Annotated in this window: 21 protein-coding genes and 1 riboswitch; of the genes, 19 read left to right on the top strand and 2 right to left on the bottom strand. The window is 59.0% G+C overall.

Annotated features, from left to right (window positions below; all coding sequences use genetic code 11):
• Window positions 1-62 precede the first annotated feature (62 nt).
• Window positions 63-617 carry a hypothetical protein gene (locus IEX40_RS10315; protein ID WP_188747936.1) on the bottom strand — a complete coding sequence of 185 codons (555 nt, stop codon included), beginning with the start codon at window positions 615-617 and terminating at the stop codon, window positions 63-65.
• A gap of 276 nt (window positions 618-893) precedes the next feature.
• On the opposite strand from IEX40_RS10315, the gene purE reads away from it, so the two are divergent.
• The 6 genes from purE to IEX40_RS10285 all read left to right on the top strand — a co-directional run bounded on the left by purE (window position 894) and on the right by IEX40_RS10285 (window position 5,526).
• The gene (gene purE / locus IEX40_RS10310) at window positions 894-1,382 is read left to right on the top strand and encodes a 5-(carboxyamino)imidazole ribonucleotide mutase (protein WP_188747934.1); all 489 of its coding nucleotides are present in this window, start codon (window positions 894-896) and stop codon (window positions 1,380-1,382) included.
• A gap of 30 nt (window positions 1,383-1,412) precedes the next feature.
• The gene (gene purK, locus IEX40_RS10305; RefSeq protein WP_229680700.1) at window positions 1,413-2,477 is read left to right on the top strand and encodes a 5-(carboxyamino)imidazole ribonucleotide synthase; all 1,065 of its coding nucleotides are present in this window, start codon (window positions 1,413-1,415) and stop codon (window positions 2,475-2,477) included.
• 56 nt (window positions 2,478-2,533) lie between these two features.
• Window positions 2,534-2,650, top strand: a riboswitch (yybP-ykoY riboswitch).
• Window positions 2,651-2,735: 85 nt separating this feature from the next.
• Window positions 2,736-3,299: a TMEM165/GDT1 family protein gene (locus IEX40_RS10300; protein ID WP_188747933.1), complete on the top strand. Its 564-nt coding sequence runs from the start codon at window positions 2,736-2,738 to the stop codon at window positions 3,297-3,299.
• Between the two features lie 99 nt (window positions 3,300-3,398).
• Window positions 3,399-3,719 carry a hypothetical protein gene (locus IEX40_RS10295; RefSeq protein WP_188747931.1) on the top strand — a complete coding sequence of 107 codons (321 nt, stop codon included), beginning with the start codon at window positions 3,399-3,401 and terminating at the stop codon, window positions 3,717-3,719.
• Between the two features lie 76 nt (window positions 3,720-3,795).
• Complete coding sequence (locus IEX40_RS10290; protein WP_188747929.1) at window positions 3,796-4,110, top strand: HPF/RaiA family ribosome-associated protein; 315 nt, start codon at window positions 3,796-3,798, stop codon at window positions 4,108-4,110.
• Window positions 4,111-4,170: 60 nt separating this feature from the next.
• Window positions 4,171-5,526, top strand: a complete 1,356-nt coding sequence (locus IEX40_RS10285) for a DegQ family serine endoprotease (RefSeq protein ID WP_188747926.1) — start codon at window positions 4,171-4,173, stop codon at window positions 5,524-5,526.
• A gap of 117 nt (window positions 5,527-5,643) precedes the next feature.
• Here the strand turns inward: IEX40_RS10285 and IEX40_RS10280 are convergent, their stop codons facing one another.
• Entirely contained in the window at window positions 5,644-6,561 is a 918-nt protein-coding gene (locus tag IEX40_RS10280) for a helix-turn-helix domain-containing protein (RefSeq protein WP_188747924.1), read from the bottom strand.
• Window positions 6,562-6,902: 341 nt separating this feature from the next.
• On the opposite strand from IEX40_RS10280, the gene IEX40_RS10275 reads away from it, so the two are divergent.
• The 13 genes from IEX40_RS10275 to IEX40_RS10215 all read left to right on the top strand — a co-directional run bounded on the left by IEX40_RS10275 (window position 6,903) and on the right by IEX40_RS10215 (window position 23,240).
• Window positions 6,903-8,216: an ABC transporter substrate-binding protein gene (locus IEX40_RS10275; RefSeq protein WP_188747922.1), complete on the top strand. Its 1,314-nt coding sequence runs from the start codon at window positions 6,903-6,905 to the stop codon at window positions 8,214-8,216.
• A 171-nt stretch (window positions 8,217-8,387) separates the two neighbouring features.
• Window positions 8,388-9,230 (top strand): carbohydrate ABC transporter permease, encoded by an 843-nt coding sequence (locus tag IEX40_RS10270; protein WP_373286483.1) that lies wholly within the window; start codon window positions 8,388-8,390, stop codon window positions 9,228-9,230.
• Between the two features lie 16 nt (window positions 9,231-9,246).
• Window positions 9,247-10,080: a carbohydrate ABC transporter permease gene (locus IEX40_RS10265; RefSeq protein ID WP_188748643.1), complete on the top strand. Its 834-nt coding sequence runs from the start codon at window positions 9,247-9,249 to the stop codon at window positions 10,078-10,080.
• A 15-nt stretch (window positions 10,081-10,095) separates the two neighbouring features.
• The gene (locus IEX40_RS10260; RefSeq protein ID WP_188747919.1) at window positions 10,096-11,205 is read left to right on the top strand and encodes an ABC transporter ATP-binding protein; all 1,110 of its coding nucleotides are present in this window, start codon (window positions 10,096-10,098) and stop codon (window positions 11,203-11,205) included.
• A 127-nt stretch (window positions 11,206-11,332) separates the two neighbouring features.
• The gene (locus IEX40_RS10255) at window positions 11,333-12,820 is read left to right on the top strand and encodes a mannitol dehydrogenase family protein (protein WP_188747917.1); all 1,488 of its coding nucleotides are present in this window, start codon (window positions 11,333-11,335) and stop codon (window positions 12,818-12,820) included.
• Window positions 12,821-12,827: 7 nt separating this feature from the next.
• Window positions 12,828-13,799, top strand: a complete 972-nt coding sequence (gene tal, locus IEX40_RS10250) for a transaldolase (RefSeq protein WP_188747915.1) — start codon at window positions 12,828-12,830, stop codon at window positions 13,797-13,799.
• On the top strand, window positions 13,796-15,823 hold the full coding sequence (tkt, locus tag IEX40_RS10245) for a transketolase (RefSeq protein ID WP_188747913.1): 2,028 nt from the start codon (window positions 13,796-13,798) through the stop codon (window positions 15,821-15,823). The genes tal and tkt overlap by 4 nt, the downstream gene beginning before the upstream one ends.
• A gap of 22 nt (window positions 15,824-15,845) precedes the next feature.
• Window positions 15,846-17,342: a xylulokinase gene (xylB, locus tag IEX40_RS10240; RefSeq protein ID WP_188748640.1), complete on the top strand. Its 1,497-nt coding sequence runs from the start codon at window positions 15,846-15,848 to the stop codon at window positions 17,340-17,342.
• Window positions 17,343-17,632: 290 nt separating this feature from the next.
• Window positions 17,633-19,465, top strand: coding sequence for a phosphogluconate dehydratase (gene edd, locus IEX40_RS10235; protein WP_188747911.1), 1,833 nt, complete (start codon window positions 17,633-17,635; stop codon window positions 19,463-19,465).
• 34 nt (window positions 19,466-19,499) lie between these two features.
• On the top strand, window positions 19,500-20,138 hold the full coding sequence (locus IEX40_RS10230; protein WP_188747909.1) for a bifunctional 4-hydroxy-2-oxoglutarate aldolase/2-dehydro-3-deoxy-phosphogluconate aldolase: 639 nt from the start codon (window positions 19,500-19,502) through the stop codon (window positions 20,136-20,138).
• A gap of 223 nt (window positions 20,139-20,361) precedes the next feature.
• A complete protein-coding gene (gene zwf / locus IEX40_RS10225; RefSeq protein ID WP_188747907.1) occupies window positions 20,362-21,834 on the top strand; it encodes a glucose-6-phosphate dehydrogenase in 1,473 nt (490 codons plus the stop codon).
• Window positions 21,827-22,558, top strand: coding sequence for a 6-phosphogluconolactonase (gene pgl / locus IEX40_RS10220; protein WP_188747905.1), 732 nt, complete (start codon window positions 21,827-21,829; stop codon window positions 22,556-22,558). The genes zwf and pgl overlap by 8 nt, the downstream gene beginning before the upstream one ends.
• 85 nt (window positions 22,559-22,643) lie before the next feature.
• The gene (locus IEX40_RS10215; protein WP_188747903.1) at window positions 22,644-23,240 is read left to right on the top strand and encodes an HAD family hydrolase; all 597 of its coding nucleotides are present in this window, start codon (window positions 22,644-22,646) and stop codon (window positions 23,238-23,240) included.
• The last annotated feature ends 80 nt before the right edge of the window (window positions 23,241-23,320 follow it).

The following is a 23,320-nucleotide window of genomic DNA, read 5'->3' as shown; positions in this document are numbered from 1 at the left end:
CGAACATGCCGGTAACACCCTAAGAGCGCATTTGTCCCGCCATTCGGCAAAAAGTTTCAACTTTATTGCAGAACGATCAGTTTACGCTTGGCTTTTATCTCATCGATCCGTGCACGAGTCGCTTTGATGAAGGCCTGACTGGCGGCATCGCGGGCAGCGGTCTTGTCCTGTTCGCGCAGAAACGCCTGAGTGAGCAACTGCTGGCGTTTGTCCAACCAGGCGTTTTGCTCCTTCAGCTCCTGAACCCTTGCGTCTTTGGGCAGGAAGTCGAGCATATCCTGAAACAGCAGGAACAGTTGCGCATCGTAAAGGTAGGTTATGCTGGATAGCGTCTGGCTTCGCTTGGCGGGGGATGGGTCGTTTGCATAGCTTTCTCGAAGCTGCTCCAGCGGCTGGTCAAGGTTCGGAAACCAGTCCAGCTCTTCACTCAAACCCTTGGCGATCTTCTCACTGCGGCTCAGTGGCTTGGCTTTGGCTGGAGCCGGTGCGGTTTGTGCCGACGATTCCTGTGCAGGTTTTTGGTTGATGTAGGGGATGGAGGGTAGCGTGTCACATCCGCTGATCAGTGCCGTCGCCAGAACGAGGCTAGTGGCGCGGGCGAAGAGCCTGAAAGTCATATGAGAAGGATCCCTGTTATTCTTGAGCCAGGGTTGCATTCTACCGTTTTTGATCAGTCTGTCGTCACTTCGACAGGCCGGTGGGCCGGTAAATGCCGTATTGCGGCAATTGATGGCCGTTGCTGATGATCGAGAGTGTCGTTGTAAGGTCCACTTTCTGTCACAGATTGGTATAATCGCCCGCCTCTAATTTCGAACGATCGCTTCTCTATCGAATATTGCGTAGTGCCGCGTGTCTGCCCGGGGCTACCGAAGCTGGAGTAACAGGAGACAGACATGGGTGCAAAAGTCGCTATCGTGATGGGGTCGCGCTCCGATTGGCCGACCATGGAAGAGGCCGCCGGGATCCTGGATACACTGGGCGTTGAGTATTTCACCGAGGTTGTCTCGGCTCACCGTACACCGGACAAAATGTTCCGCTTTGCCGAGCAGGCCGCTGAGAACGGCTTCAAGGTGATCATCGCCGGCGCCGGTGGCGCCGCGCATCTGCCGGGCATGATCGCGGCCAAAACGCTGGTGCCGGTACTGGGCGTGCCGGTGCAGAGCAAGGCGCTTAGCGGTAAGGACAGTTTGCTGTCCATCGTACAGATGCCGCGAGGTATACCGGTCGGCACGTTGGCAATCGGCGGTGCCGGTGCCTTCAATGCCGGGCTGCTGGCGGCACAGATGCTGGCGGTCGAGGACTCGGAGCTGGCGGTCCGCATCGCCAACTGGCGTGCCGAGCAGACCCAGTCCGTGCTGGATAATCCCGATCCACGTGGTTAACACCTCCGCGATTAACAGAAGACAGGTTGAATGATGTTGCCAAGAATCGTCGTGGCCGGTAACGGCCAGTTGGGCCAGATGTTGCAGCAGGCCGGTGCACCGATGCAGTTGCAGGTGATGCCGGTAGAGCCCAATCAGGATATCGAGATCGCGCTACACGATGATGATGTCATCACCGTCGAGATCGAGCACTGGCCCGATACGGTCACCGGTCTGCAGTTGAAGAAACATCCCAATTTCCGCAACGCTTCGGCGCTGCATGCGGTGATCGACCGTCAGCGCCAGAAGAGCCTGCTTGACCGTCTGCAGGTGCCGACCGCACCCTGGGTCGTTCTGGAAAACGAAGCCGAGTTGGCTGAAAAGCTGGAAAGCCTGGGTGAGCGCGCCGTGGTCAAGCGTCGTCGCGGTGGTTACGACGGCCGTGGCCAGTGGCGCTGGCAGCGTGGCGCTGAGGTTGACGCCGAGTGGGCCGGCAGCTGCATCGCCGAGGCAATGATCCCGTTCAGTCACGAGGTGTCGCTGGTTGGTGCGCGTAACGCCAAGGGCGAAAAGGTGTTCTACCCGCTGACCCGGAACTGGCACGAGAACGGTATTCTGCGTACCAGCGTTGCCAATTTGCCGGTGCCGGCGACTCAGCAGCAGCACGCGGAAGAGTGGCTCAGCCGGATCATGGACGACCAGGGGTATATCGGTGTCATGGCGATGGAGTGCTTCGTCGTCGATGGCGATCTGCTGGTTAACGAGCTGGCGCCGCGTGTCCATAACAGCGGCCACTGGACCCAGGAGGGTGCGACGATCAGTCAGTTCGAGCTGCACCTGCGTGCCTTGGCCGAGTTGCCGCTGATTACCCCGGAAATTAAGGGCGTATCGGTAATGTACAACCTGCTCGGACGCAGCTGGAAGCCGGAATGGCTAGGAGTGGACGGCGTGCATGTGCATTGGTATGGCAAGTCGCTGCGTCCGGGGCGCAAGGTGGGCCACGTCAATATCAATCGTCCCACTGTCGAGCAGCTCAAGGAAAGTCTGAAGTCCCTGCGCGAGCTGGTTGATGCGGAGGACAAAATCGCTTTCGACTGGGCACTGGAACAGCTCTGAGTGCCCCTGATCTGTCCGTTGTGACTTGTGTCGCAGCGGGCAGGTTGTTAAGATCCACCCCGCTCTTGGGGGAGTAGTCTTCCGCGCTCGATACCTGTCGAGTCGGAGTCGCTGTCAACATAATTGAGCCTCAATGCTCATGGCAGCCACGTCCACGATCCTGATCGTGGATTGACGAGACCTGAGACACTGCATGCTGCTCATGGCGGGCCGGCGTGTTGTGTCTTATGGTCAATGCCCGCCAGGATTCTGTTTTCGATGGATGCTTTCCTCTCCTCGACGCTTGCCGTCGCCATTGCCGAGATCGGCGATAAAACCCAGCTGCTTACCCTGTTCCTGGTCGCACGCTTTGCGCAACAGCGTGGTGCAATCGTGTTCGGCATTCTGCTGGCAACCTTGGTTAACCACGGTGTTTCAGCCTGGCTCGGTGGCTGGTTGGCTGATCTGATCCCGGAAAACTGGATAGTCTGGATCGTCGGTCTCAGTTTCATCGCTGTAGGTCTCTGGGTGCTGATTCCCGATAAGGAAGATGACGAGGAGAGTGAGAGCTTGAAATATGGCGCCTTAGCCGCCACATGTGTTCTGTTCTTCATCGCCGAGATTGGCGATAAGACTCAGATAGCGACGGTGATCCTGGCAGCTCGTTATGAAGAGATGCTGTTGGCGGTGGTTACCGGCACTACCCTGGGTATGTTGTTGGCCAATGTGCCGGTGGCTTACTTCGGCGGCGCATTGATGCGCAAGGTGCCGCTGGACTGGATTCGCCGTACCGCCTGTGGCCTGTTTGTACTATTGGGCCTGCTGTCGCTGTTCCAGGCCTAGGGTGGATCGACTGGTTCACTGAACTTGGCGCTGTTATGTAACTCTATAGCCATTATCGATTTCGATGACCGTGGTCGGCGTGAGGGGAGATCTGTCGCCGTGAGAGTGCTGCTATATCTGTTTCTGATGCTGGGCTCTTTGTTGGGCGGCACCGCACAGGTGCTGGCCGGCGAAGTGCGTCTTGCAGAAGAGGTACTGGATCAGCTGCACGGCGACGATCGTTGCTTGAATGATCACCTCGGTCTGCTGCCCGATTTTCCGCCTTTACCCAGTGACACCGATCCCCGTCTCGTCGCCGCCGAAAAGGTTTTTACATTACCCCGCCATGCCTCCCTCACCGGGGCCTTCGAAACCGATCCGCACGCTTCGGCGGAGGTGTCGAACTATTCGATCCGTGCGCCTCCTCTCTCAGTCGTCTGAATCCAGCTTTTCCAGTTAAACCACAGCTTTTGCCGATAATCGGCCTGAGCCGGTTATCGGTGCCTGAGGAGGTCAGATGATCACCGCAGTCATGTTCCGCCATGGAATCGAAAACCCGGAAGCGATGCGGCGTATCCGCTCGCGCCTCGAGCGACTTGAGTCGAAGTCGGACCGTATTCGGCGCGTCGAGGTGGTGTTGGACAGAATATCGCACGGCGGTGCCCCGGCGTGTAATTACCAGTGCCATATCTCGTTCCGTGGCACCGAAAAGCGCGATCTGGATATCTATGCCGATAAACGGCTGGCCGAGATGGCGATCGACGATGCGTTCGATCGGCTTCATTTAGTGTTGAGGTCCGGACTGGTGCGACGTTTGCGCAGACGCAAATGACTTGAATAGCGATTTAATGCCCATACAACTGATATACATTGAATTATTCAGGAGCTTATTATGAAAAGAGCTTTAAAACTTGGTGCGGCCGCGCTGCTGGCTGTAGCGGCCCTGAATGCCTCGGCCGCGCTGCCAGTCAGCGACTCTCAGGGCAAGCAGTTGCCCTCATTGGCGCCGATGTTGGAAAAGGTCAATGCAGCGGTAGTCAATATCGCTACCTTCTCCACCCAGCAGGTTTATAACCCCCTGTTGAGCGACCCCTTCTTCCGTCGCTTTTTCAACATTCCTGAGGGGCAGGCACAGCCCCGGCATCAGCGTCGCCAGGCCAGTGCGGGGTCCGGCGTTATCGTCGATCAGAACCAAGGCACTATCATCACCAACTATCACGTTATCAAGGGCGCGGATGAGATTCAGGTGCAACTGCTGGATGGGCGTACCTTTGAGGCAGAGCTGATCGGTGCTGACCCCGAGGTCGATATCGCCGTGCTCAATATCAAGGCCGATAGATTAAGCGCGCTGCCCCTGGCTGATTCCGATAGCCTGAAAGTGGGCGATTTCGTGGTTGCCATAGGTAACCCCTTCGGGCTCGGCCAGACCATTACCACCGGGGTCGTCAGTGCGTTGGGACGTACCGGGTTGGGAATTGAAGGGTTTGAAAACTTCATCCAAACCGACGCGTCGATCAACCCGGGCAACTCGGGCGGTGCCCTCGTTAACCTGAACGGAGAGTTGGTCGGTATCAATACCGCCATAATCGCCCCGGGTGGTGGCAACGTCGGTATCGGTTTTGCGATTCCGGTCAATATGATGCGCAATGTTGCAGATCAGATTCTGGATGTGGGGGAGGTGACCCGCGGGCAGATCGGTGTCGCGATTCAGGATCTGACGCCTGAGCTGCAGCAGGCGTTCGATATCGCCAACGGTCAACAGGGCGTGCTGGTGACCGATGTGATCAAGGACTCGGAGGCCGAGAAAGCGGGTCTTAAAGCGGGCGACCTGATCCTCGAAGTTGACGGTAAGCCGACGCCCAACAGCGGTCAGCTCCGGCATCGCATTGCGTTTACCGGCGTCGGTGAGACCGTCAGGCTCACTCTGATCAGAGAGAGCAAGAAAATGGACGTGGACGTGAAGGTCGGCAAGTCCGCAACCCTGACCTCCGATGTCCGGCTGCACAAGCTGCTGGATGGCGTGACCTTCGCCAACTCGCCGGATGGTCGTGGCGTCGTTATCGCCGAGCTGGATCCGCAGTCAAGCGCAGCGGCCGCCGGGCTGAGATCGAATGACGTGATCCTCAGCGTCAATCGGCAGAGGGTGGACGGTATGGATGACCTCAACAAGGTGCTGGCACGTGTCGACGATAAACTTCTGCTCCAGGTCAGGCGGGGTAACGGAGTGTTTTACCTGGTGCTGCGTTAAGAGCCCGTCGCTCTGTCATTGAAACAAAAGCCGTGCCTTCGGGCGCGGCTTTTTCATGCTTATCTCCAGTTGAAGGGCGATAGCGGGTAGGGCTCTGGCTCTGCTATTGCGTCGGATTCAGACCAATCGAGCGCTCGGTTCGAACTGGCAGGCGACCGGCGACAGTCTCCGGTATTCGGAGGGGGTCATCTGCTTCAGTGCCATGAAGCGTCGATTGAAGTTGGAGATATTGGTAAAACCCACTTCGAAGCAGATATCCGTGATCGGTATATCGGTGTGCGCCAGTCGATCGCAGGCACGGTTGATTCTCAGGCTGTTAACGAACTCGACGAAGCGGCGGCCTGTAGCCTGACGGAAAAAACGTGAGAAATAGGTGGGTTGCATCCCCAGCTCTTCCGCGACCTCCTCGAGACTCAACTCTTCTTGAAAGTGCTCGAAGATGTAGTTCACCGCCTGATTGACACGATGCTGGTTCTTTTCCCCCGCTGCTGAAAAGTAGTTTTCGCTCGACAGCAAGCGATAGTCGCCAGTTTTCGCCAGCAGATCCATGAACTCAAGGAAGTGGGCCAGGCTTTTAAGCCCCTCGGAAGTCGAGATCGACTGCATCAGTCGATAGGCTTCGCGGATGGTGTCACTGCCCAGAAACTCGATGCCGAATCGGGACCGGTTCAGCAACTCATCCAGCTCACTGAATTCGGGCATAACCTGGCGTGCGTGCTGGATCGTCTCGTCGGTAAAGACCACCACCTTGTCCCGTTCCGGGTAGACCTCCTGTTCATCGGTGTGGCTGATCCAGTTATGGGGCAGGTTGGGGCCGGTCAGGATCAGGTTACCGGGATAGAAGTTGCCGATGTAGTCGCCGACAAACACTTTGCCCGTGCTGTGGGTGATCAGATGGAGTTCGTACTCCTTGTGATAGTGCCAGCGAACCAGCTCATCGGGGAACCCGTGCTGGCGATACAGAATCGAGCCGTTCGTCCGGTGGTTGATCAGCTCATAGGAGGGATCGGATTGGCGAGTAGGGCGGTTAGTCATGGCCTAAATGTGAACGGTTATTATTTTTACTAGACTGTTTCAATGATAGGAAATCGTACGTGGCATGTACACTTTTTTGCACCGGTAAATCATGCATATATAGATAACATTATGAAATTAATAGACTAAATATATCTTAAATAAATTTAGCAGTTTGCTTGTCGCTAGCTAATGTGCAAAAAAGTATAGGGAATTTGTTGAATATGGATTTGTTCGCATGCCGGGCCTGCAGTGTAATTAACCCACCCTCGCTCCCCGCGCGATCCGATTTCGGACGGCGGAAGGGTAACAAAAAAGATAACAATAAGCCGGCCACTCGCTCGGCAAAGGAGTGTACTCTAATGAAAACTTGCTTTACTCCCGCGCTGATGGCATCCGCCATCGCTCTCTCAACGGCAGCCACTGCTGCAACTACCGTTACCATCGGCACAGTCAATAACGGCGACATGATCCGCATGCAGGAGCTCTCAAATGAGTTCGAACAATCGCATCCGGATATCAAGCTGGATTGGGTCGTGTTGGAGGAGAACGTACTTCGTCAGCGCCTGACAACCGATATCGCCACCAACGGCGGCCAGTTTGACGTGATGACCATCGGGTTGTACGAAACCGGGCTCTGGGGCGAGCGCGGCTGGCTGACTGAGCTGGATAACCTGCCTGCCAGCTACGATGTCGACGATATCTTTCCGTCGGTACGTGACGGTCTTTCGGTGCACGGCAAGCTTTATGCGCTGCCGTTTTATGGCGAAAGCTCCATGACCTATTACCGCAAAGATCTGTTCGAAAAGGCGGGCCTGAGCATGCCTGAACAGCCGACCTGGGAGCAGATGCGTGAGTTTGCCAAAACGCTGCACAAGCCAGACCAGGAGCAGTACGGAATTTGCCTGCGCGGCAAGGCCGGCTGGGGTGAAAACATGGCGCTGGTTACGACCTTGGCCAACGCTTTCGGTGCGCGCTGGTTCGATGAGAGCTGGCATCCGGAGTTCACAGGTCCCGAGTGGACCAAGGCGGTTGAGTTTTATACCGATCTGCTGGGGAATTATGGGCCGCCGGGGGCTTCATCCAACGGCTTCAATGAAAACCTGGCACTGTTCAACTCTGGTAAGTGCGCCATGTGGGTAGATGCTACCGTCGCCGGATCCTTCGTCACCGATGAGAGTCAGAGCAAGGTGTCCAATGATGTCGGCTTTGCTCTGGCACCGAAAGAGGTGACCGAGAAAGGGGCGGGTTGGCTTTGGTCCTGGGCCCTGGCGATCCCGGCAACCTCCGATTCCAAGGATGCCGCCAGGGAGTTCGTGACCTGGGCTACGTCGAAGGAGTACGCGGGACTGGTTGAGCAGAAGTTCGGCATTACGGCGATTCCGCCGGGTACCCGTCTCTCTACCTATCGCAATGATGCGTACATGAATGCAGCGGCTTTCGCCAAGACCACACTGGAGTCCCTCAAGCGTGCCAATCCGAACGACCCGACCCTGAAGCCCGTGCCTTACAGCGGAATTCAGTTGGTGTCGATTCCGGAGTTCCAGTCCATTGCAACCCAGGTGGGCAAGCTGATCTCCGGTGCGCTGTCCGGCAACATGCCGGTGGCGCAAGCGCTGAAGAGTGCTCAGTCGGTGTCCGAGCGGGAGATGAAGCGCGCGCACTATATCAAGTAATGCGTTAACGGCCGGCGCTTGGCGCCGGCCGCTTCTCCAATAATCATAAGAAAGAGAAAATCCATGAGTATCACAAGTCTGCAGGCAGGGGTGAATACTGCGAGCGACATGGCGACCGGGAGCGCTGGTCCCAAGTTGCAGAAGCGCCGCAGGAGCCGTGTCGGACTGGCGATGGTGTCACCTTCGGTGCTGGCACTGCTGGTTTGGATGGCCGTTCCTCTGGCCATGACCATCTACTTCTCTCTGATCCGATACAACCTGCTCTACCCGGGAGATAACGAGTTTGTCGGCCTGGAGAACTTTTATTACTTCCTGACCGATGAGGGCTTCGTCGCCGGTGCATTCAATACCCTCTGGCTGGTGCTGTCGGTATTGGCGATAAGTGTCGTCGCCGGTGTGTTGATCGCGGTGCTGGTCGATACACCGTTTTTCGGTCGCGGCATCGTGCGTGTGATGCTGATCTCGCCCTTCTTTATCATGCCCACGGTAAGTGCGCTGGTATGGAAGAATCTGTTGCTGCACCCGGTTTCAGGAGTGCTGGCTGCTGTCTGGCGCTTCTTTGGTGCCACGCCAATCGACTGGTTCACCGACTACCCGTTGCAGGCGATCATTCTGATCGTGTCCTGGCAGTGGATACCGTTTGCCGTGCTGATCCTGATGACGGCGATGCAGTCGCTGGACCAGGAGCAGAAGGACGCTGCGCGCCTCGATGGTGCCGGTCCCATCGCGATCTTCTGGCATATCACGTTGCCGCATCTGGCGCGCCCCATCGCCGTGGTGATCATGATAGAGACCATCTTCCTGCTGTCGATCTTTGCCGAGATCTTCACCACCACCGGCGGTGGTCCGGGTTATGAGACCACTAACCTGGCGTTCCTGATCTACAGCCAGGCGCTGCTGCAGTTCGATGTCGGTATGGCCTCGGCCGGCGGTTTGATCGCCGTTGTCATCGCCAATATCGCGGCCTTCATGCTGGTACGCATGATCGGCAAAAACCTGACCGACAAGGCCTGAGGCGGAGGATTGTATGATGTTATCCCTAAAACAAACCCGTCATCTGCGCACCGTGCTGATTGGCTCCCTGGCCTGGCTGGTGGCGCTGGCCATCTTTTTCCCGATCTTCTGGATGTTGCTGACCAGCTTCAAGACCGAGATCGATGCTTTCACCAGCCCGCCGCAGCTGTTCTTTGCGCCGACGCTGGAGAACTACATCCATATCGACGAGCGCAGCGACTATTTCCACTATGCCTGGAACTCGGTGGTGGTCTCCTTCGGCTCCACTTTTATCGGCATGCTGCTGGCGGTGCCGGCGGCCTATTCCATGGCGTTCTTTGAAACCAAGCGTACCAAGAACACCCTGCTGTGGATGCTATCCACCAAGATGTTGCCGCCGGTTGGTGTGCTGGTACCGATCTACCTGCTGTTCAAGGATTTTGGTCTGCTCGATACCAAGCTTGGTCTGGTGATCATCTATACCCTGATCAACCTGCCGATCATGGTGTGGATGGTGTACACCTACTTCAAGGAGATCCCCAAGGACATTCTGGAGGCCGCCCGATTGGATGGCGCCACCCCGGGGCAGGAGATCTACCGTGTCTTGCTGCCGATTGCGAAGGGAGGTCTGGCGTCCACCATCCTGCTGTCGTTGATTCTGAGTTGGAATGAAGCGTTCTGGTCATTGAACCTGACCGCCTCTGGTGCAGCTCCGCTAACCGCGCTGGTCGCGTCCTATTCAAGTCCCGAAGGGCTGTTCTGGGCCAAATTGTCGGCGGTGTCGACGCTGGCCTGTGCTCCGATCCTGATTTTTGGCTGGCTGAGCCAGAAACAACTGGTCCGCGGTCTCTCCTTCGGCGCTGTTAAATAAGAAAAAGGTTTTCCCATGGCTAATCTGACTATCCGTAATCTGAAAAAAGTCTTCGAAGGGATCGAAATCATAAAAGGTATCGACCTGGATATAAAAGACCACGAATTCGTTGTCTTTGTCGGTCCATCCGGTTGCGGTAAATCCACCCTGCTGAGGCTGATTGCCGGTCTGGAGGAGGTCACCAGCGGTCACATCCATCTCGATGATAAAGAGATCACCGATATGGCTCCGGCCAAGCGCGACCTGGCGATGGTGTTCCAGACCTACGCCCTCTATCCACACATGTCGGTGAAGAAAAACATGTCGTTCGCGCTGGATCTGGCTGGTGTCGCCAAGTCCGAAGTGGAGTCCAAGGTGTCTGAAGCGGCGAGGATCCTGGAGCTGGATCACCTGCTCGAACGCAAGCCCAAGGCGCTCTCCGGTGGCCAGCGTCAGCGGGTCGCGATCGGTCGCGCCATCGTGCGCCAGCCGAAGATCTTCCTGTTCGATGAGCCGCTGTCCAACCTGGATGCGGCCCTGCGGGTGCAGATGCGTCTGGAACTGGCGCGACTGCATCAGGAACTGAATGCGACCATGATCTATGTCACCCACGATCAGGTGGAGGCGATGACGCTGGCGGATAAGGTTGTGGTACTGAACGGCGGCAACATCGAGCAGGTGGGCTCGCCGCTGGAGCTGTATCGCCACCCGGTTAACCAGTTCGTGGCAGGCTTTATCGGCACACCGAAGATGGCGTTTTTGAATGCCCAGGTGAAGGCATCGGACGCTGCCAGCGTCACTGTCGCTTTGGACAGTGGCCCTGTATACACCCTGCCGCTGGATGGTCGTACGGTGAAGGTGGGGGACGTTGTGACCTTTGGTGTGCGCCCCGAGCATATTCAGGTGGCCGACGCCGGTGTCAGTGAGTTCAGTGTAAAGCTCGATGTGACCGAGCATCTGGGGGCGGATACCTACTGCTATGTCAAAGCACCGAACGGCGAAACACTGACGGTACGGGCCTCGGGGGATTACATGGGCCGCTACGGTCAGGAGGTCAGCCTGGTGCCGGAGCTGGCGCACTGCCACCTGTTTGATGCTGAAGGGCGTGCAATCCCTAAGCCGGGCGCGCCGGCTCAGGCGGCCTGAAGCCCTAGCTAACACTTATAGAATCAAAATTTTCAGGCCTGTCTTTCGGCAGGTCAGGGCGGCCTTTGCCTGATTTCAGGCGCCGCTCGATGAACAACAGCGGATCCGGGGATCCAAGGTAAATGCGATGAAACTGAATAATGAAAACCTGGAGTTGCTGCCGCAACGGCTGGTCAAGCCCAGCTACGACCGCCGCCAGGTCAGGCAGGGGATAGTGCATATCGGGGTGGGTGGATTTCACCGCGCCCACCAGGCGATCTACACCGAGCAGTTGCTGAATCAGGGCGGTGCACGGGAGTGGGGCATCTGTGGCGTCGGCCTGCGCGCGGAGGATCGCGCCATGCGCGATGCCTTGGCCTCTCAGGATTATCTCTACACTCTGTATGAGCTGGGTGACGGCGCCGATACCCAGATCCAGGTGGTGGGTTCGATTGGCGACTTCCTGCTCGCCGAGGAGGGGCAGGAAGCATTGATTGCACGGCTCGCCGATCCGGCCACGCGGATCGTGTCACTGACTATCACTGAGGGCGGCTATTGCACTGATGACAGCAGCGGAGAGTTTCTGTCAGAGCTGCCGGAGATACGGCACGACCTGGAATACCCGAAAAAGCCGACTACGGTATTCGGTTTCCTGACAGAAGCGCTGGCCCGGCGCCGTGATGCCGGTGTCGGGCCGTTCACGGTGATGTCCTGCGATAACCTGCCGCACAACGGCAGGGTGGCGCGCAATGCACTGCTCGGATTTGCGGCACTGCGTGACCGCGCGCTGCACGACTGGATTGCCGATCATGTCAGCTTCCCCAACTCCATGGTCGACCGGATTACACCGATGACCAGTCAGACGCACCGAGCGCAACTACAGGCCGAGACCGGAGTTGAGGATGCCTGGCCGGTGGTGGCAGAGCCGTTTATTCAGTGGGTGCTGGAAGACAAGTTTTGCAATGGACGCCCGGCATGGGAGGAGGTCGGTGTACAGTTCACCGACGATGTCTCCCCCTACGAGGAGATGAAGATCGGCCTGCTCAATGGCAGCCATCAGGCGCTGGCGTACCTTGGCGCATTGCTGGGGCATCAGTATGCCCACGAGACCATGCAGGATACCCAGCTGCGCGAATACGTGCGTGCCTACATGGACCGGGACGTGACGCCGCTGCTGGCCGCTGTGCCCAGTATCGATCTGGAGCAGTACAAGGACACGCTGATCGAGCGTTTTTCCAACACCGGCATCTGCGATCAGATCAGCCGTATCGGTTATGACGGCTCGTCGCGGCTGCCCAAATTCGTGATACCGACACTGCTTGGCCAGATAGAGGCGGGCGCGCCGCTACAAAGAATTGCGTTGATCTTTGCCGCCTGGTGTCAGTACCAGCAAGGCGTTGACGAGAACGGCAACGCTTTTCAGGTGGGCGATCCGCGTGTGGAGCTGGTGCGGCAGGCGACCCGTCCGGGCACCGATCAGGTGGAACGCGTGCTGGCGCTGGATCTGGTGTTCGGTAGGCAGATCCCGGCGAGCCAAGCCTTCGTCGATGCCTTCCGCCTGCAGCTTGAGCGCCTGCAGACCTTGGGCGTACGGAAGACGCTGGAACTGACAATGGCCGATTGTGTCGAGGAGTAATCAGGTTATGCCCACGCTTTTGCAACAATTGAAACAGTACAGCGTTGTCGTCGCCGATACCGGCGATCTGGACGCGATTGCCCGATTTGCGCCTGAGGATGCCACCACCAATCCATCGTTGATACTGAAAGCGGTGCAGTCGGGGCAGTATGACAGGCTGCTCGAGCAGATCCTGCAGGAGTCGATCCACGAGCGCGCGGGCATTGATGCGGCCGTCGACGATGCCTGTGACCGCCTGGTGGTTGCAATGGGACAGAAGATCCTGGCGCTGGTGCCGGGGCGGGTCTCCACCGAGGTGAATGCGCGTCTCTCCTTCGATACCGATGCCAGTATCGCCAAGGCACGGCAACTGATCGCACTGTATGAACAAGCGGGCGTCAGTCGTGACCGGGTGCTGATAAAGCTGGCGGCGACCTGGGAGGGGATCCGCGCCGCCGAGGTGCTTGAGCGTGAGGGGATCGCCTGTAACCTGACGCTGATCTTCAGCTTTGCCCAGGCGCGAGCCTGTGCCGAAGCCGGGGTCTGGCTGATCTCACCCTTCGTCGGTCGCATTCTTGACTGGTACCGGCGGGATCAGCCGGATAAGGCGTATGCCCCGGCGCAGGAGCCGGGGGTGCTGTCGGTGCAGCGGATCTATCGCTATTTTCGCCAGCAGGGCTACCCAACCGTTGTAATGGGCGCGAGTTTCCGCAACTGCGGCGAGATACTGGCGCTGGCAGGATGCGACCGGCTGACCATCAGTCCAGCGCTGCTTGACGAGCTGGCCTCCGCCGAGGGTGCAGTCGAGCCAGTGCTTGGCACAGAACCCTCGCCGGCGGGCGAGCCGGTTGAACCGTTGAGCGAAGCCCAGTTCCGCTGGCAGATGAACGAAGACGCCATGGCCACGGAGAAGCTGGCGGAGGGGATTCGCGGGTTTGAGGCGGATCAGCTCAAGCTCGAAGCGCTGCTAAGTGAGCGGATACGGGGAGGTCGGTCATGACCACGGGTATAAACGCAGGAGGTTTATCTCCACGCCAGTTGGCCAATGCGATCCGCGCCCTGAGCATGGATGCCGTGCAGCGAGCCAACTCCGGTCACCCGGGAGCGCCGATGGGGATGGCGGATATCGCTGAGGTGCTCTGGAATCGGCATCTGCGTCACAATCCGGGCAATCCCGGTTGGGCCGATCGCGACCGCTTCGTACTCTCCAACGGTCACGGCTCGATGCTGCTGTACAGCCTGCTACACCTGTCCGGTTACGCGCTGTCACTCGATGAACTCAAGCGTTTCCGCCAGCTGCATTCGGCGACGCCCGGACATCCGGAGCTCGGCTATACGCCGGGCGTGGAGACCACCACCGGCCCGTTGGGGCAGGGGTTGGCCAATGCAGTGGGCATGGCGCTGGCTGAGCAAACGTTGGCCGCCCAGTTCAACCGCCCCGGTCACCCGATCATCGACCACCACACCTACACTTTTGTCGGTGACGGTTGCCTGATGGAGGGGGTCTCCCACGAAGTCTGTTCGCTGGCCGGTACCCTGGAGCTGGGCAAGTTGATTGTGTTCTACGATGACAACGGCATCTCCATCGATGGCGAGGTGGAGGGCTGGTTCAGTGACAACACTCCGGAACGCTTTCGCGCCTACGGCTGGCAGGTGATCGAGGCGGTCGATGGGCACAGTGCCCAGGCAGTGGATGTTGCGATCCTGCAGGCTAAGGAGGAGACGCGACGGCCGACGCTGATCTGCTGTAAAACCACAATCGGCTTTGGTGCGCCGAACAAGGCCGGCAGTCACGACTGTCATGGTGCACCCTTGGGCGAGGCCGAGATCGCCGCGGCGCGCGAAGCGCTGGATTGGCCCTATGCTCCATTCGAGATTCCAGCGGACATCTGCTCTGCCTGGGATAGCCGTGAAAGGGGGGCGGCGCTGGAGGTGCAGTGGCAGCAGCGTTTCGAGTCTTATGCGCAAGCTTATCCGGAGCTGGCGGCCGAGTTGCAGCGGCGCCTGGCCGGTGAACTGCCGGAAGGATGGACAGATCAGCGTGAGCAACTGCTGAGGCAGTGCCAGCTCGCGGCGCGTACCCAGGCTACCCGCAAGAGTTCGCAGCAGGTGTTGGAACGTCTGGCGCCATCGATGCCCGAGCTACTCGGTGGCTCGGCCGATCTGGCACCGTCCAACCTGACCCAGTGGTCCGGCTCGCTGGCCGTCTCAAGCGAGCAGCGGGCCGGCAACTATATTCACTATGGTGTGCGCGAGTTCGGCATGAGCGCAATGATGAACGGCATCGCCCTGCACGGCGGCTTTATCCCCTATGGTGGCACCTTTCTGATGTTCATGGAGTACGCCCGCAACGCCGTGCGCATGGCGGCACTGATGAAGATCCGCTCGATCTTTGTCTATACCCACGATTCCATCGGATTGGGTGAGGACGGACCGACCCATCAGCCGGTAGAACAGCTGGCCAGCCTGCGCCAGACCCCGAATCTGGAAACCTGGCGCCCCTGTGACGAAACCGAGACCGCCACGGCCTGGTGTGAGGCGTTGGCGCGCAAGGATGGGCCTACTGCCCTGGTATTGTCACGCCAGAACCTGCCGGCGTTGCCCCGTGACGCCGCACAGCTGGCGCAGATAGAGCGTGGCGCCTATGCCGTTGCCGATTGTGAAGGGCTGCCCGATCTGATCCTGCTGGCCTCGGGCTCAGAGGTGGCCTTGGCGCTGACAGCGGGTGAGCAGCTGGCCGGGCAGGGCATCGTTGTGCGCGTGCTGTCCGTTCCCTGTATCGAGCGTTTCGAGCAGCAGCCGGCTGAGTATCGCGACGCGCTGCTGCCGGCTTCGGTACGCGCCAGAGTGGCGGTGGAGATGGCCCGGCCCGAGAGTTGGCACCGCTATGTCGGGTTGGATGGTGAGGTGGTGGCGATGCATGGGTTTGGCGAGTCGGCACCCGCTGAGATATTGTTCGAGCATTTCGGTTTTACCGTAGCTGCCGTCGTCGAGACTGCGCAGCGTGTGCTGGCGCGGACTTAAGGCTCGGGTGGAGGGCTAAGTGATGTATCTGGGTATCGACTGCGGCACACAGGGCACCAAGGTGGTGATTCTGGACCTTGAACAGGGACAGATCTGCGGTGAGGGCTACGCCCCGCATGAGTTGATCAGCGCCGCCAATGGTCGGCGTGAGCAACGGGTCGAGTGGTGGACGGACGCGTTCCAGCAGGCCTACCGTGAAGCGCTGGATCGTTCTGGTATCGACAGCCGGGCAATCCGCGCCATAGGTGTTTCCGGGCAGCAGCACGGCATGGTGTTGCTGGATGCGCAGGGCGATGTGATCCGCCCGGCCAAGCTTTGGTGCGATACCGAGAGCGCTACGCAGAACGCTGAGCTGCTTGAGCAATTGGGCGGTGTAAGCGGCAGTATCGAACGCCTGGGGTTGGTGGTGGCGACCGGGTATACCCTGTCGAAACTGCTCTGGCTGAAGCAGCATGAGCCGGAGCAATTCGCCCGTATTGCGACGATCCTGCTGCCGCACGATTATCTGAACTACTGGTTTACCGGCGAGATTGTCGCGGAGTGTGGTGATGCCTCCGGTACTGGCTATTTCGATATTCGCACCCGGCAGTGGGTCCCGGAGGTGCTGGCGTTGATCGATGCAGAGGGGCGTCTTGAGCGCGCGCTGCCGCCACTGATCACCGCCGAGCAGGCGGTGGGACAGGTGCGTCCCGAGATTGCGCGCCTGCTGGGGCTTTCCGAGGGCGTCATCGTGTCCAGCGGCGGTGGCGACAACATGATGGGCGCCATCGGTACCGGCAACATACAGGATGGCATCGTAACCCTGAGTCTGGGGACCTCCGGTGCGTTATATGCCAGTTCCGGTCGTGCACCTGAGCAGATGCATCCGCTGGTGGCGCCGTTCTGTTCGTCGAGTAATGGCTGGTTACCACTGATCTGTACCATGAATTTGACCGGCGTGGTCAATCAGGTGCGACAGTTGTTCGATTATGATCTGGAGCGGTTCAACCGGGCCGCATCTCAGGCGGGTATCGGCGCAGGAGGGGTGACCATGCTGCCGTTTCTCAATGGGGAGCGGGTGCCTGCTTTGCCGGCGGCGACCGGCAGCTTTCTGGGGCTTGGGATGCAGAACCTGACGCCCGCCAACCTGTGTCGTGCTGCCATGGAGGGCACCACATTTGGACTGCGCTACGGTTTGGAGCTTTTACAGGCAGCAGGCATCAGCAGTCGGGAGATTCGCCTGATCGGCGGCGGCGCGAAAAGCGCCTTATGGCGCCAGATGGTAGCTGACGTTATGGATACTGACGTGGTTTGTCCGGTGGTGGGTGAGGGGGCAGCGCTGGGAGCGGCTATACAGGCGGCCTGGTGTGAGCAGTCTGCCCGGAATGGCTCGATCGCGCTTGCCGACCTCTGCGATCGGGTTGTAGCGCTGGACCACTCCACAGCGGTGGCGCCCGAAGCCAGCGCCGTTGCCGATTATCGGGAAGCCTACCTTGCCTATCGCAAAAACCTGTCTCAGCTTTACCCGAACGCGGGTTAGCCGCGTGTCACGCCCGCCGGCGGCACCCTTGGCGGTGTCGCCCTATCCCTGTTCTTAAGCGTCATTTCGACCGTTTTTGGCATCGACCGGTTGTCGAGTGGCAACCGGAATTTGAAAGTGTCCTACCCTATTAGTCAGTATTCTGACCAGAAACTCAGTACGAGATGTAATAAAAACAAAATTATTTGTAGATATGGGGCTTGTTTAGGGCTTATATGTATGGATAATACGTAAATAAATTACATAACAGGTTTGAAAGTGCCCTGCAGAATGGGCCTGGGAGACACAGCATGAATCCAATTGTCGCGGCAGTAACCGAGCGCATTATCGAGCGGAGTCGGCAAACTCGTGCGGACTACCTGGCGCGAATGGAACAGGCTCGGCGCAACAAACCACACCGCACGGAACTCTCCTGCGGTAACCTGGCGCACGGCTTTGCCGCCTGTGGCGGTGAAGACAAGAATCGTCTGAAGATGATGCAGAGGGCCAATATCGGCATCATCTCTGCGTACAACGATATGCTGTCGGCACATCAGCCGCTGGAACGCTTCCCTGCTTTGATCAAGGAGGCTGCATCCGGGATGGGCTGCACCGCGCAGTTCGCTGGTGGCGTTCCGGCTATGTGTGACGGCGTGACCCAGGGCCAGCCCGGCATGGAGCTGAGCCTGTTCAGTCGCGACACTATCGCCATGGCAACCGCGGTGGGACTGTCGCACAACATGTTCGATGCAGTGCTCTGCCTAGGTGTCTGCGACAAGATCGTGCCTGGACTGCTGATCGGCGCGCTCAGCTTTGGTCATCTGCCGGTGATCTTTGTGCCGGCCGGTCCCATGACGACCGGGCTCTCCAATAGTGAAAAATCCCGTATCCGTCAGCTCTACGCCGAGGGCAAAGTGGATCGCGATGCGTTGCTGCAGTGCGAGTCCGACTCCTACCATGGTCCGGGCACCTGTACCTTCTACGGCACCGCCAACTCCAATCAGCTGCTGATGGAGGCGATGGGTGTACACCTGCCGGGTACCTCGTTCGTCAACCCCAATACACCGCTGCGCGATGCCCTTACCAAGGCGGCGGCCGAGCAGGCCTGTCGTATTACCGAGCTGGGTCCGGATTACCGCCCGCTGTGCCGGGTGATTGATGAAAAAGCGATCGTTAACGGCATCGTGGCACTGCTGGCCACGGGTGGTTCTACCAACCACACCATGCATATTATCGCAATCGCGCGGGCCGCAGGGGTGATCGTCAACTGGGACGATTTCTCTGATCTGTCCGACGCGGTACCGTTGTTGACGCGGATCTACCCGAACGGTACTGCCGACGTGAACCATTTTCATGCCGCCGGTGGCATGGCACTGCTGTTCAATCAGCTGCTCAGCGCGAAAGTTCTGCATGAGGATGTGCTCACCGTGGCCGGTCAGGGGCTGGCTCAGTACACCAGTGAACCGTTTCTGGATGGTGAGAAGTTGATCTGGCGAGAGGGGGCAACACAGTCGCTCGACTCCAGCGTGATCTCCAGCGTCGGCGAGCCGTTCGCCGCTAATGGTGGACTGCGGTTGCTGAAGGGCAACCTTGGGCGCGGCGTGATCAAGGTCTCGGCGGTAAAGCCGGAGCATCGTATTGTCGAGGCGCCCGCGCTCGTACTGCACGATCAGGATGATCTGGAGCCGCTGTTCAAGAGTGGTGACCTTGATCGTGACTGTGTGGTGGTTGTGCGCTTCCAGGGCCCCTCGGCCATCGGCATGCCGGAGTTGCACAAGCTAACTCCCTTCCTGGGAACGTTACAGGACCGTGGCTTCAAGGTGGCTCTGGTGACCGACGGGCGTATGTCCGGCGCCTCCGGCAAGGTTCCCGCCGCGATCCACGTAACGCCGGAAGCTTACAACGGCGGCATGCTGGCCAGGGTGCGCAATGGTGATCTGATTCGGGTTAATGCTGAGACCGGCGAGCTTGAGTTGCTGGTCAACGAGTCCGAACTGGCCAAACGCGAACCGGCGATCAGCGATGTCAGCCACAATCACCATGGCATGGGGCGAGAGCTGTTTGCCGGTATGCGCAGACTGGTGTCTGGAGCCGAGCAGGGTGCCTGTTCGTTGTTTGTAGATAACCCGGGTCAGTCGATTTGATCATGGGTAAGTCGCCCGGGCGAGAGGAGTTGAGATGAGTACACAGGTAGATGCAGTTCTGAATAGCGCACCGGTGATGCCCGTGCTCGTGATCGAGCGGGTAGAGGACGCTGTCCCCCTGGCCAAAGCGCTTAAGGCGGGCGGACTCAATGTATTGGAGGTAACCCTGCGTACCGACGCAGCGCTGGACGCAATCCGCGCCATCGTGGCGGAGGTCGAGGGTGTCATAGTCGGTGCAGGCACCGTGACCAAGGTGGCTGAATTGGCCGAGGTCGAGGCCGCGGGGGCGACATTCGCCATCAGTCCCGGTGCTACCGCGGGTCTGTTAAAGGCGGGCCTGGAATCCGGCATCGCTTATCTCCCGGCGATCAGCACGGTGTCCGAGCTGATGAATGGATTGGATGCCGGTTATAGCGCGTTCAAGTTCTTCCCGGCTGAGGCTAGTGGCGGCGTGGCGATGCTGAAGTCGATTGCCGGCCCCTTCCCGGATGTGCGCTTCTGTCCGACCGGCGGTATTGGCCCGGATAACTTTCTTGATTACCTGAATCTGCCCAATGTGAGCTGTGTAGGCGGCTCCTGGGTAGTGCCTGCGGGCCTGATCCGCCAGCAGGACTGGGAGGGCATCACTGCCTTGGCGACCGCTGCAGTTGAGCGAGTCGGTGAGCGCGGCTGATCTCTCCTACCGGCCGGTCCGGGTAATTGGTTGCTACCCGGACTGCCATCTTTTTGGAAAAGGACAGGTGCGTATGGCTGTTAACTCCGTAGTGTCAGCAGCTGCCAAGGCCAGCTTTTACGCGCCCTATGTCTCTTTCTTGCCGCCTGCCTGAGGCGGCTTTTTTATTTCATAGCTACGGTTAGGTTAACAATACCTATAACGACCTAAGGAGACTGACGAGATGAGTGCCCAGCTGATCAATCATGCCTGCGATTTTGTGCTATTCGGTGCGCGGGGTGATCTGGCGATGCGCAAACTGTTTCCGGCGCTGTATCAGCTGCATCGCGCGGGCCTGCTTCACTCGGATACCCGCCTGATCGGTGTTGCCCGCAACGAATCGACCCAGGAGGAGTTTATCGAAGCGGTACAGGCGACGCTGAAGCGTTACGTGAAGCCTGCCGAATATGATGAGGGGAGCTGGGAGGGGTTCAGCAAACGGTTGCACTACCTCAAGGTGGAGATGACCAAGGCCGCTGACTACAAGCAGATCACCCGGTTTGCCGAAGGCTCCTCGAATACACTGGTCAACTATCTGTCGACGCCGCCCGCGCTGTTTGCCGATATCTGCAAGAACCTGCATCTGTCCGGTGCGATCCAGCCGAATACGCGCATCATCATCGAGAAGCCGATCGGCCATGACCTGGAGAGCTCGAAAGAGATCAACGATACGGTGGCGCAGTACTTCAAAGAGGAGCAGGTGTACCGTATCGACCATTACCTGGGTAAGGAGACGGTACAGAACCTGATCGCCCTGCGCTTCGCCAATAACCTGTTCGGCTCGCAGTGGAACCAGAACTACATCGACCATGTCCAGATCACCGTTGCCGAAACCGTCGGTATCGAGGGGCGCTGGGGTTACTACGACAAGGTCGGCCAGATGCGTGACATGGTGCAGAACCACGTACTGCAGCTGCTCTGCATGGTGGCGATGGATCCGCCCAGTCAGCTCACCGCCGATGGTATCCGCGACGAAAAGCTCAAGGTGCTGCGGGCGCTGCGACCGATCACTGCCGAGAACGTGGCCCGCCGCGCCGTCCGAGGCCAGTACACTGCAGGGGCGGTAGGCGGTGCGGCCTGTCCCGGCTACAAAGAGGAGGAGGGCAGCAGTGGGCGCAGCAATACCGAAACCTTCGTCGCTTTGCGCGCCAACATCGATAACTGGCGCTGGGCGAGCGTGCCGTTCTATATCCGTACCGGCAAGCGGATGGCGACCCGGATGGCCGAAATCGTCATCGTCTACAAGAATCAGCCGCACTACATCTTCGATCCGAAGCAGAAGAGCATGGTCACCAACAAGCTGATCATCCGCCTGCAGCCGGACGAGGGAATACGGCTGCAGGTGGTCACCAAGGAGCAGAGCCTGGACAAGGGGATGGCGCTGCAGAGCCGCGGCCTGAACCTGAACTTCTCCGAGGGGCAGGAGGGGGTGCGTACTCCCGAGGCCTATGAGCGCCTGATCCTGGAAGCGATGCGCGGCAACCAGTCGCTGTTCGTGCGTCGCGACGAGATCGAGGCGTCCTGGCGCTGGTGTGATGAGCTGATCAAGGCCTGGGATGAGAGTGGGGATCAGGTTAAGCCCTATCCTGCGGGCAGCTGGGGACCGATAGGCTCCATCGCATTGATCGAGCGTGACGGGAGGTCCTGGCATGAGTGAGCTGGAGCTGTATCCAGGGCTTAATCAGCCCTTGGAGTTTAAGCAGTTCGCCGAGCGTGAGGAGCTCGAGCGGGATCTCTGTGCGCGCATCTGTAAGCTTCTCCAGGCGGGTATTGAAAACCGTGGCGAAGCGGCGCTGGTGGTCTCTGGCGGTCGCACGCCGGCCGGCTTGTTCCAGCGACTGTCCGAGCAGCCGCTGGAGTGGTCGAAGGTGCTGGTGACGCTGGCGGACGAGCGCTGGGTCGACCATCAGCATCAGGACTCCAACGAACGTTCTGTCCGTAGCCACCTGTTGCAGAACTGCGCGGCCGCAGCGCGGTTTCTGCCACTGGTGAATGCTGAGACGACGCCGCACGACGGGCAGAGCGAAACGGAGCTGCTGCTGAGCATGCTGCCGGAGCGAGTGGATGCAGTGATTCTCGGTATGGGCGAGGATGGGCATACCGCTTCCTTCTTTCCCGCTGCGCCGGAGTTGGCGCAGGCGTTGGATCCTCAGCCGGCCAGTGACTGTGTGGCAGTTACGCCGCCGGAAGCCCCGTGGAAGCGGATGACGTTGACCCTGCCTCGCCTGCTGGCCAGTGGTGAAATCATCGTGCATCTCTGTGGCGAGGCCAAGCTTCCTGTATTGCAGCAGGCGCTGGAGGATGGCGCCATAGAGGAGATGCCGATCCGTTCTGTGCTGCGCCAGAAGAGCACGCCGGTGGTGATCTACTGGGCGCCCTGATCACAGTGTCTGTCTAACCCTCAGGGGCGTCGGTGACGCCCCTGCTTGTTTTCGACCTAGCGTCGCGTGACATAAGGATAGCGAAATGATCGACCTTCAGAAGTATGCGGGAATTGTCTTCGATATGGACGGCACACTAGTCGACACCATGGAGGGGCACCTGGAGGCCTGGCGGCGGGCCTGTGAGGCCTATGGCTTTCCTTTCGACAAGGCCTATATGCACAGCCTTGGCGGGGTGCCGTCGGTGCAGACCGTGGAGATTCTGAACCAGCTACACGGCCTGAACCACGATGCTGAGGAGGTTGCTCAGCACAAGCATCAGGCCTGGCTGAGCATGGCACTGAAGCCCCAGCTTTTCCCGGAGACATCGGGCGTCTTCCGACATTATAGGGGCTTGAAAAAGATCGGTATCGGTACCGGTGCCAAGCGTGAAGGGGCTGAGATCATCTTGAGCGCGGTCGGTCTGCTCGATCAGGTCGATGCGCTGGTCACCTCGAGCGATGTCGAACATGGCAAACCGGCTCCCGACACCTTTCTCAAGGTCGCACAGTTGCTGGGTGTAAATCCGGGCGACTGCGTGGTGTTCGAAGATACGGAGATCGGTCGCCAGGCGGCGTTCGCCGCCGGTATGGATTGCTATCTCTTCGCCGATGGCGAGTTTCGATTCCATCCATCTGCCTGACCGCGGCGGCTTTGCTCCTGCCTTTCCCCAGCGCCGGTTGATCTGGACCCACAGCCTGATTATTGAATGACGCGATAAAG

The organism is Marinobacterium zhoushanense (genome assembly GCF_014641945.1).
GTDB classification, from domain to species: Bacteria; Pseudomonadota; Gammaproteobacteria; order Pseudomonadales; family Balneatricaceae; genus Marinobacterium_D; species Marinobacterium_D zhoushanense.
This window is presented reverse-complemented; position numbering and strand designations above follow the sequence as displayed.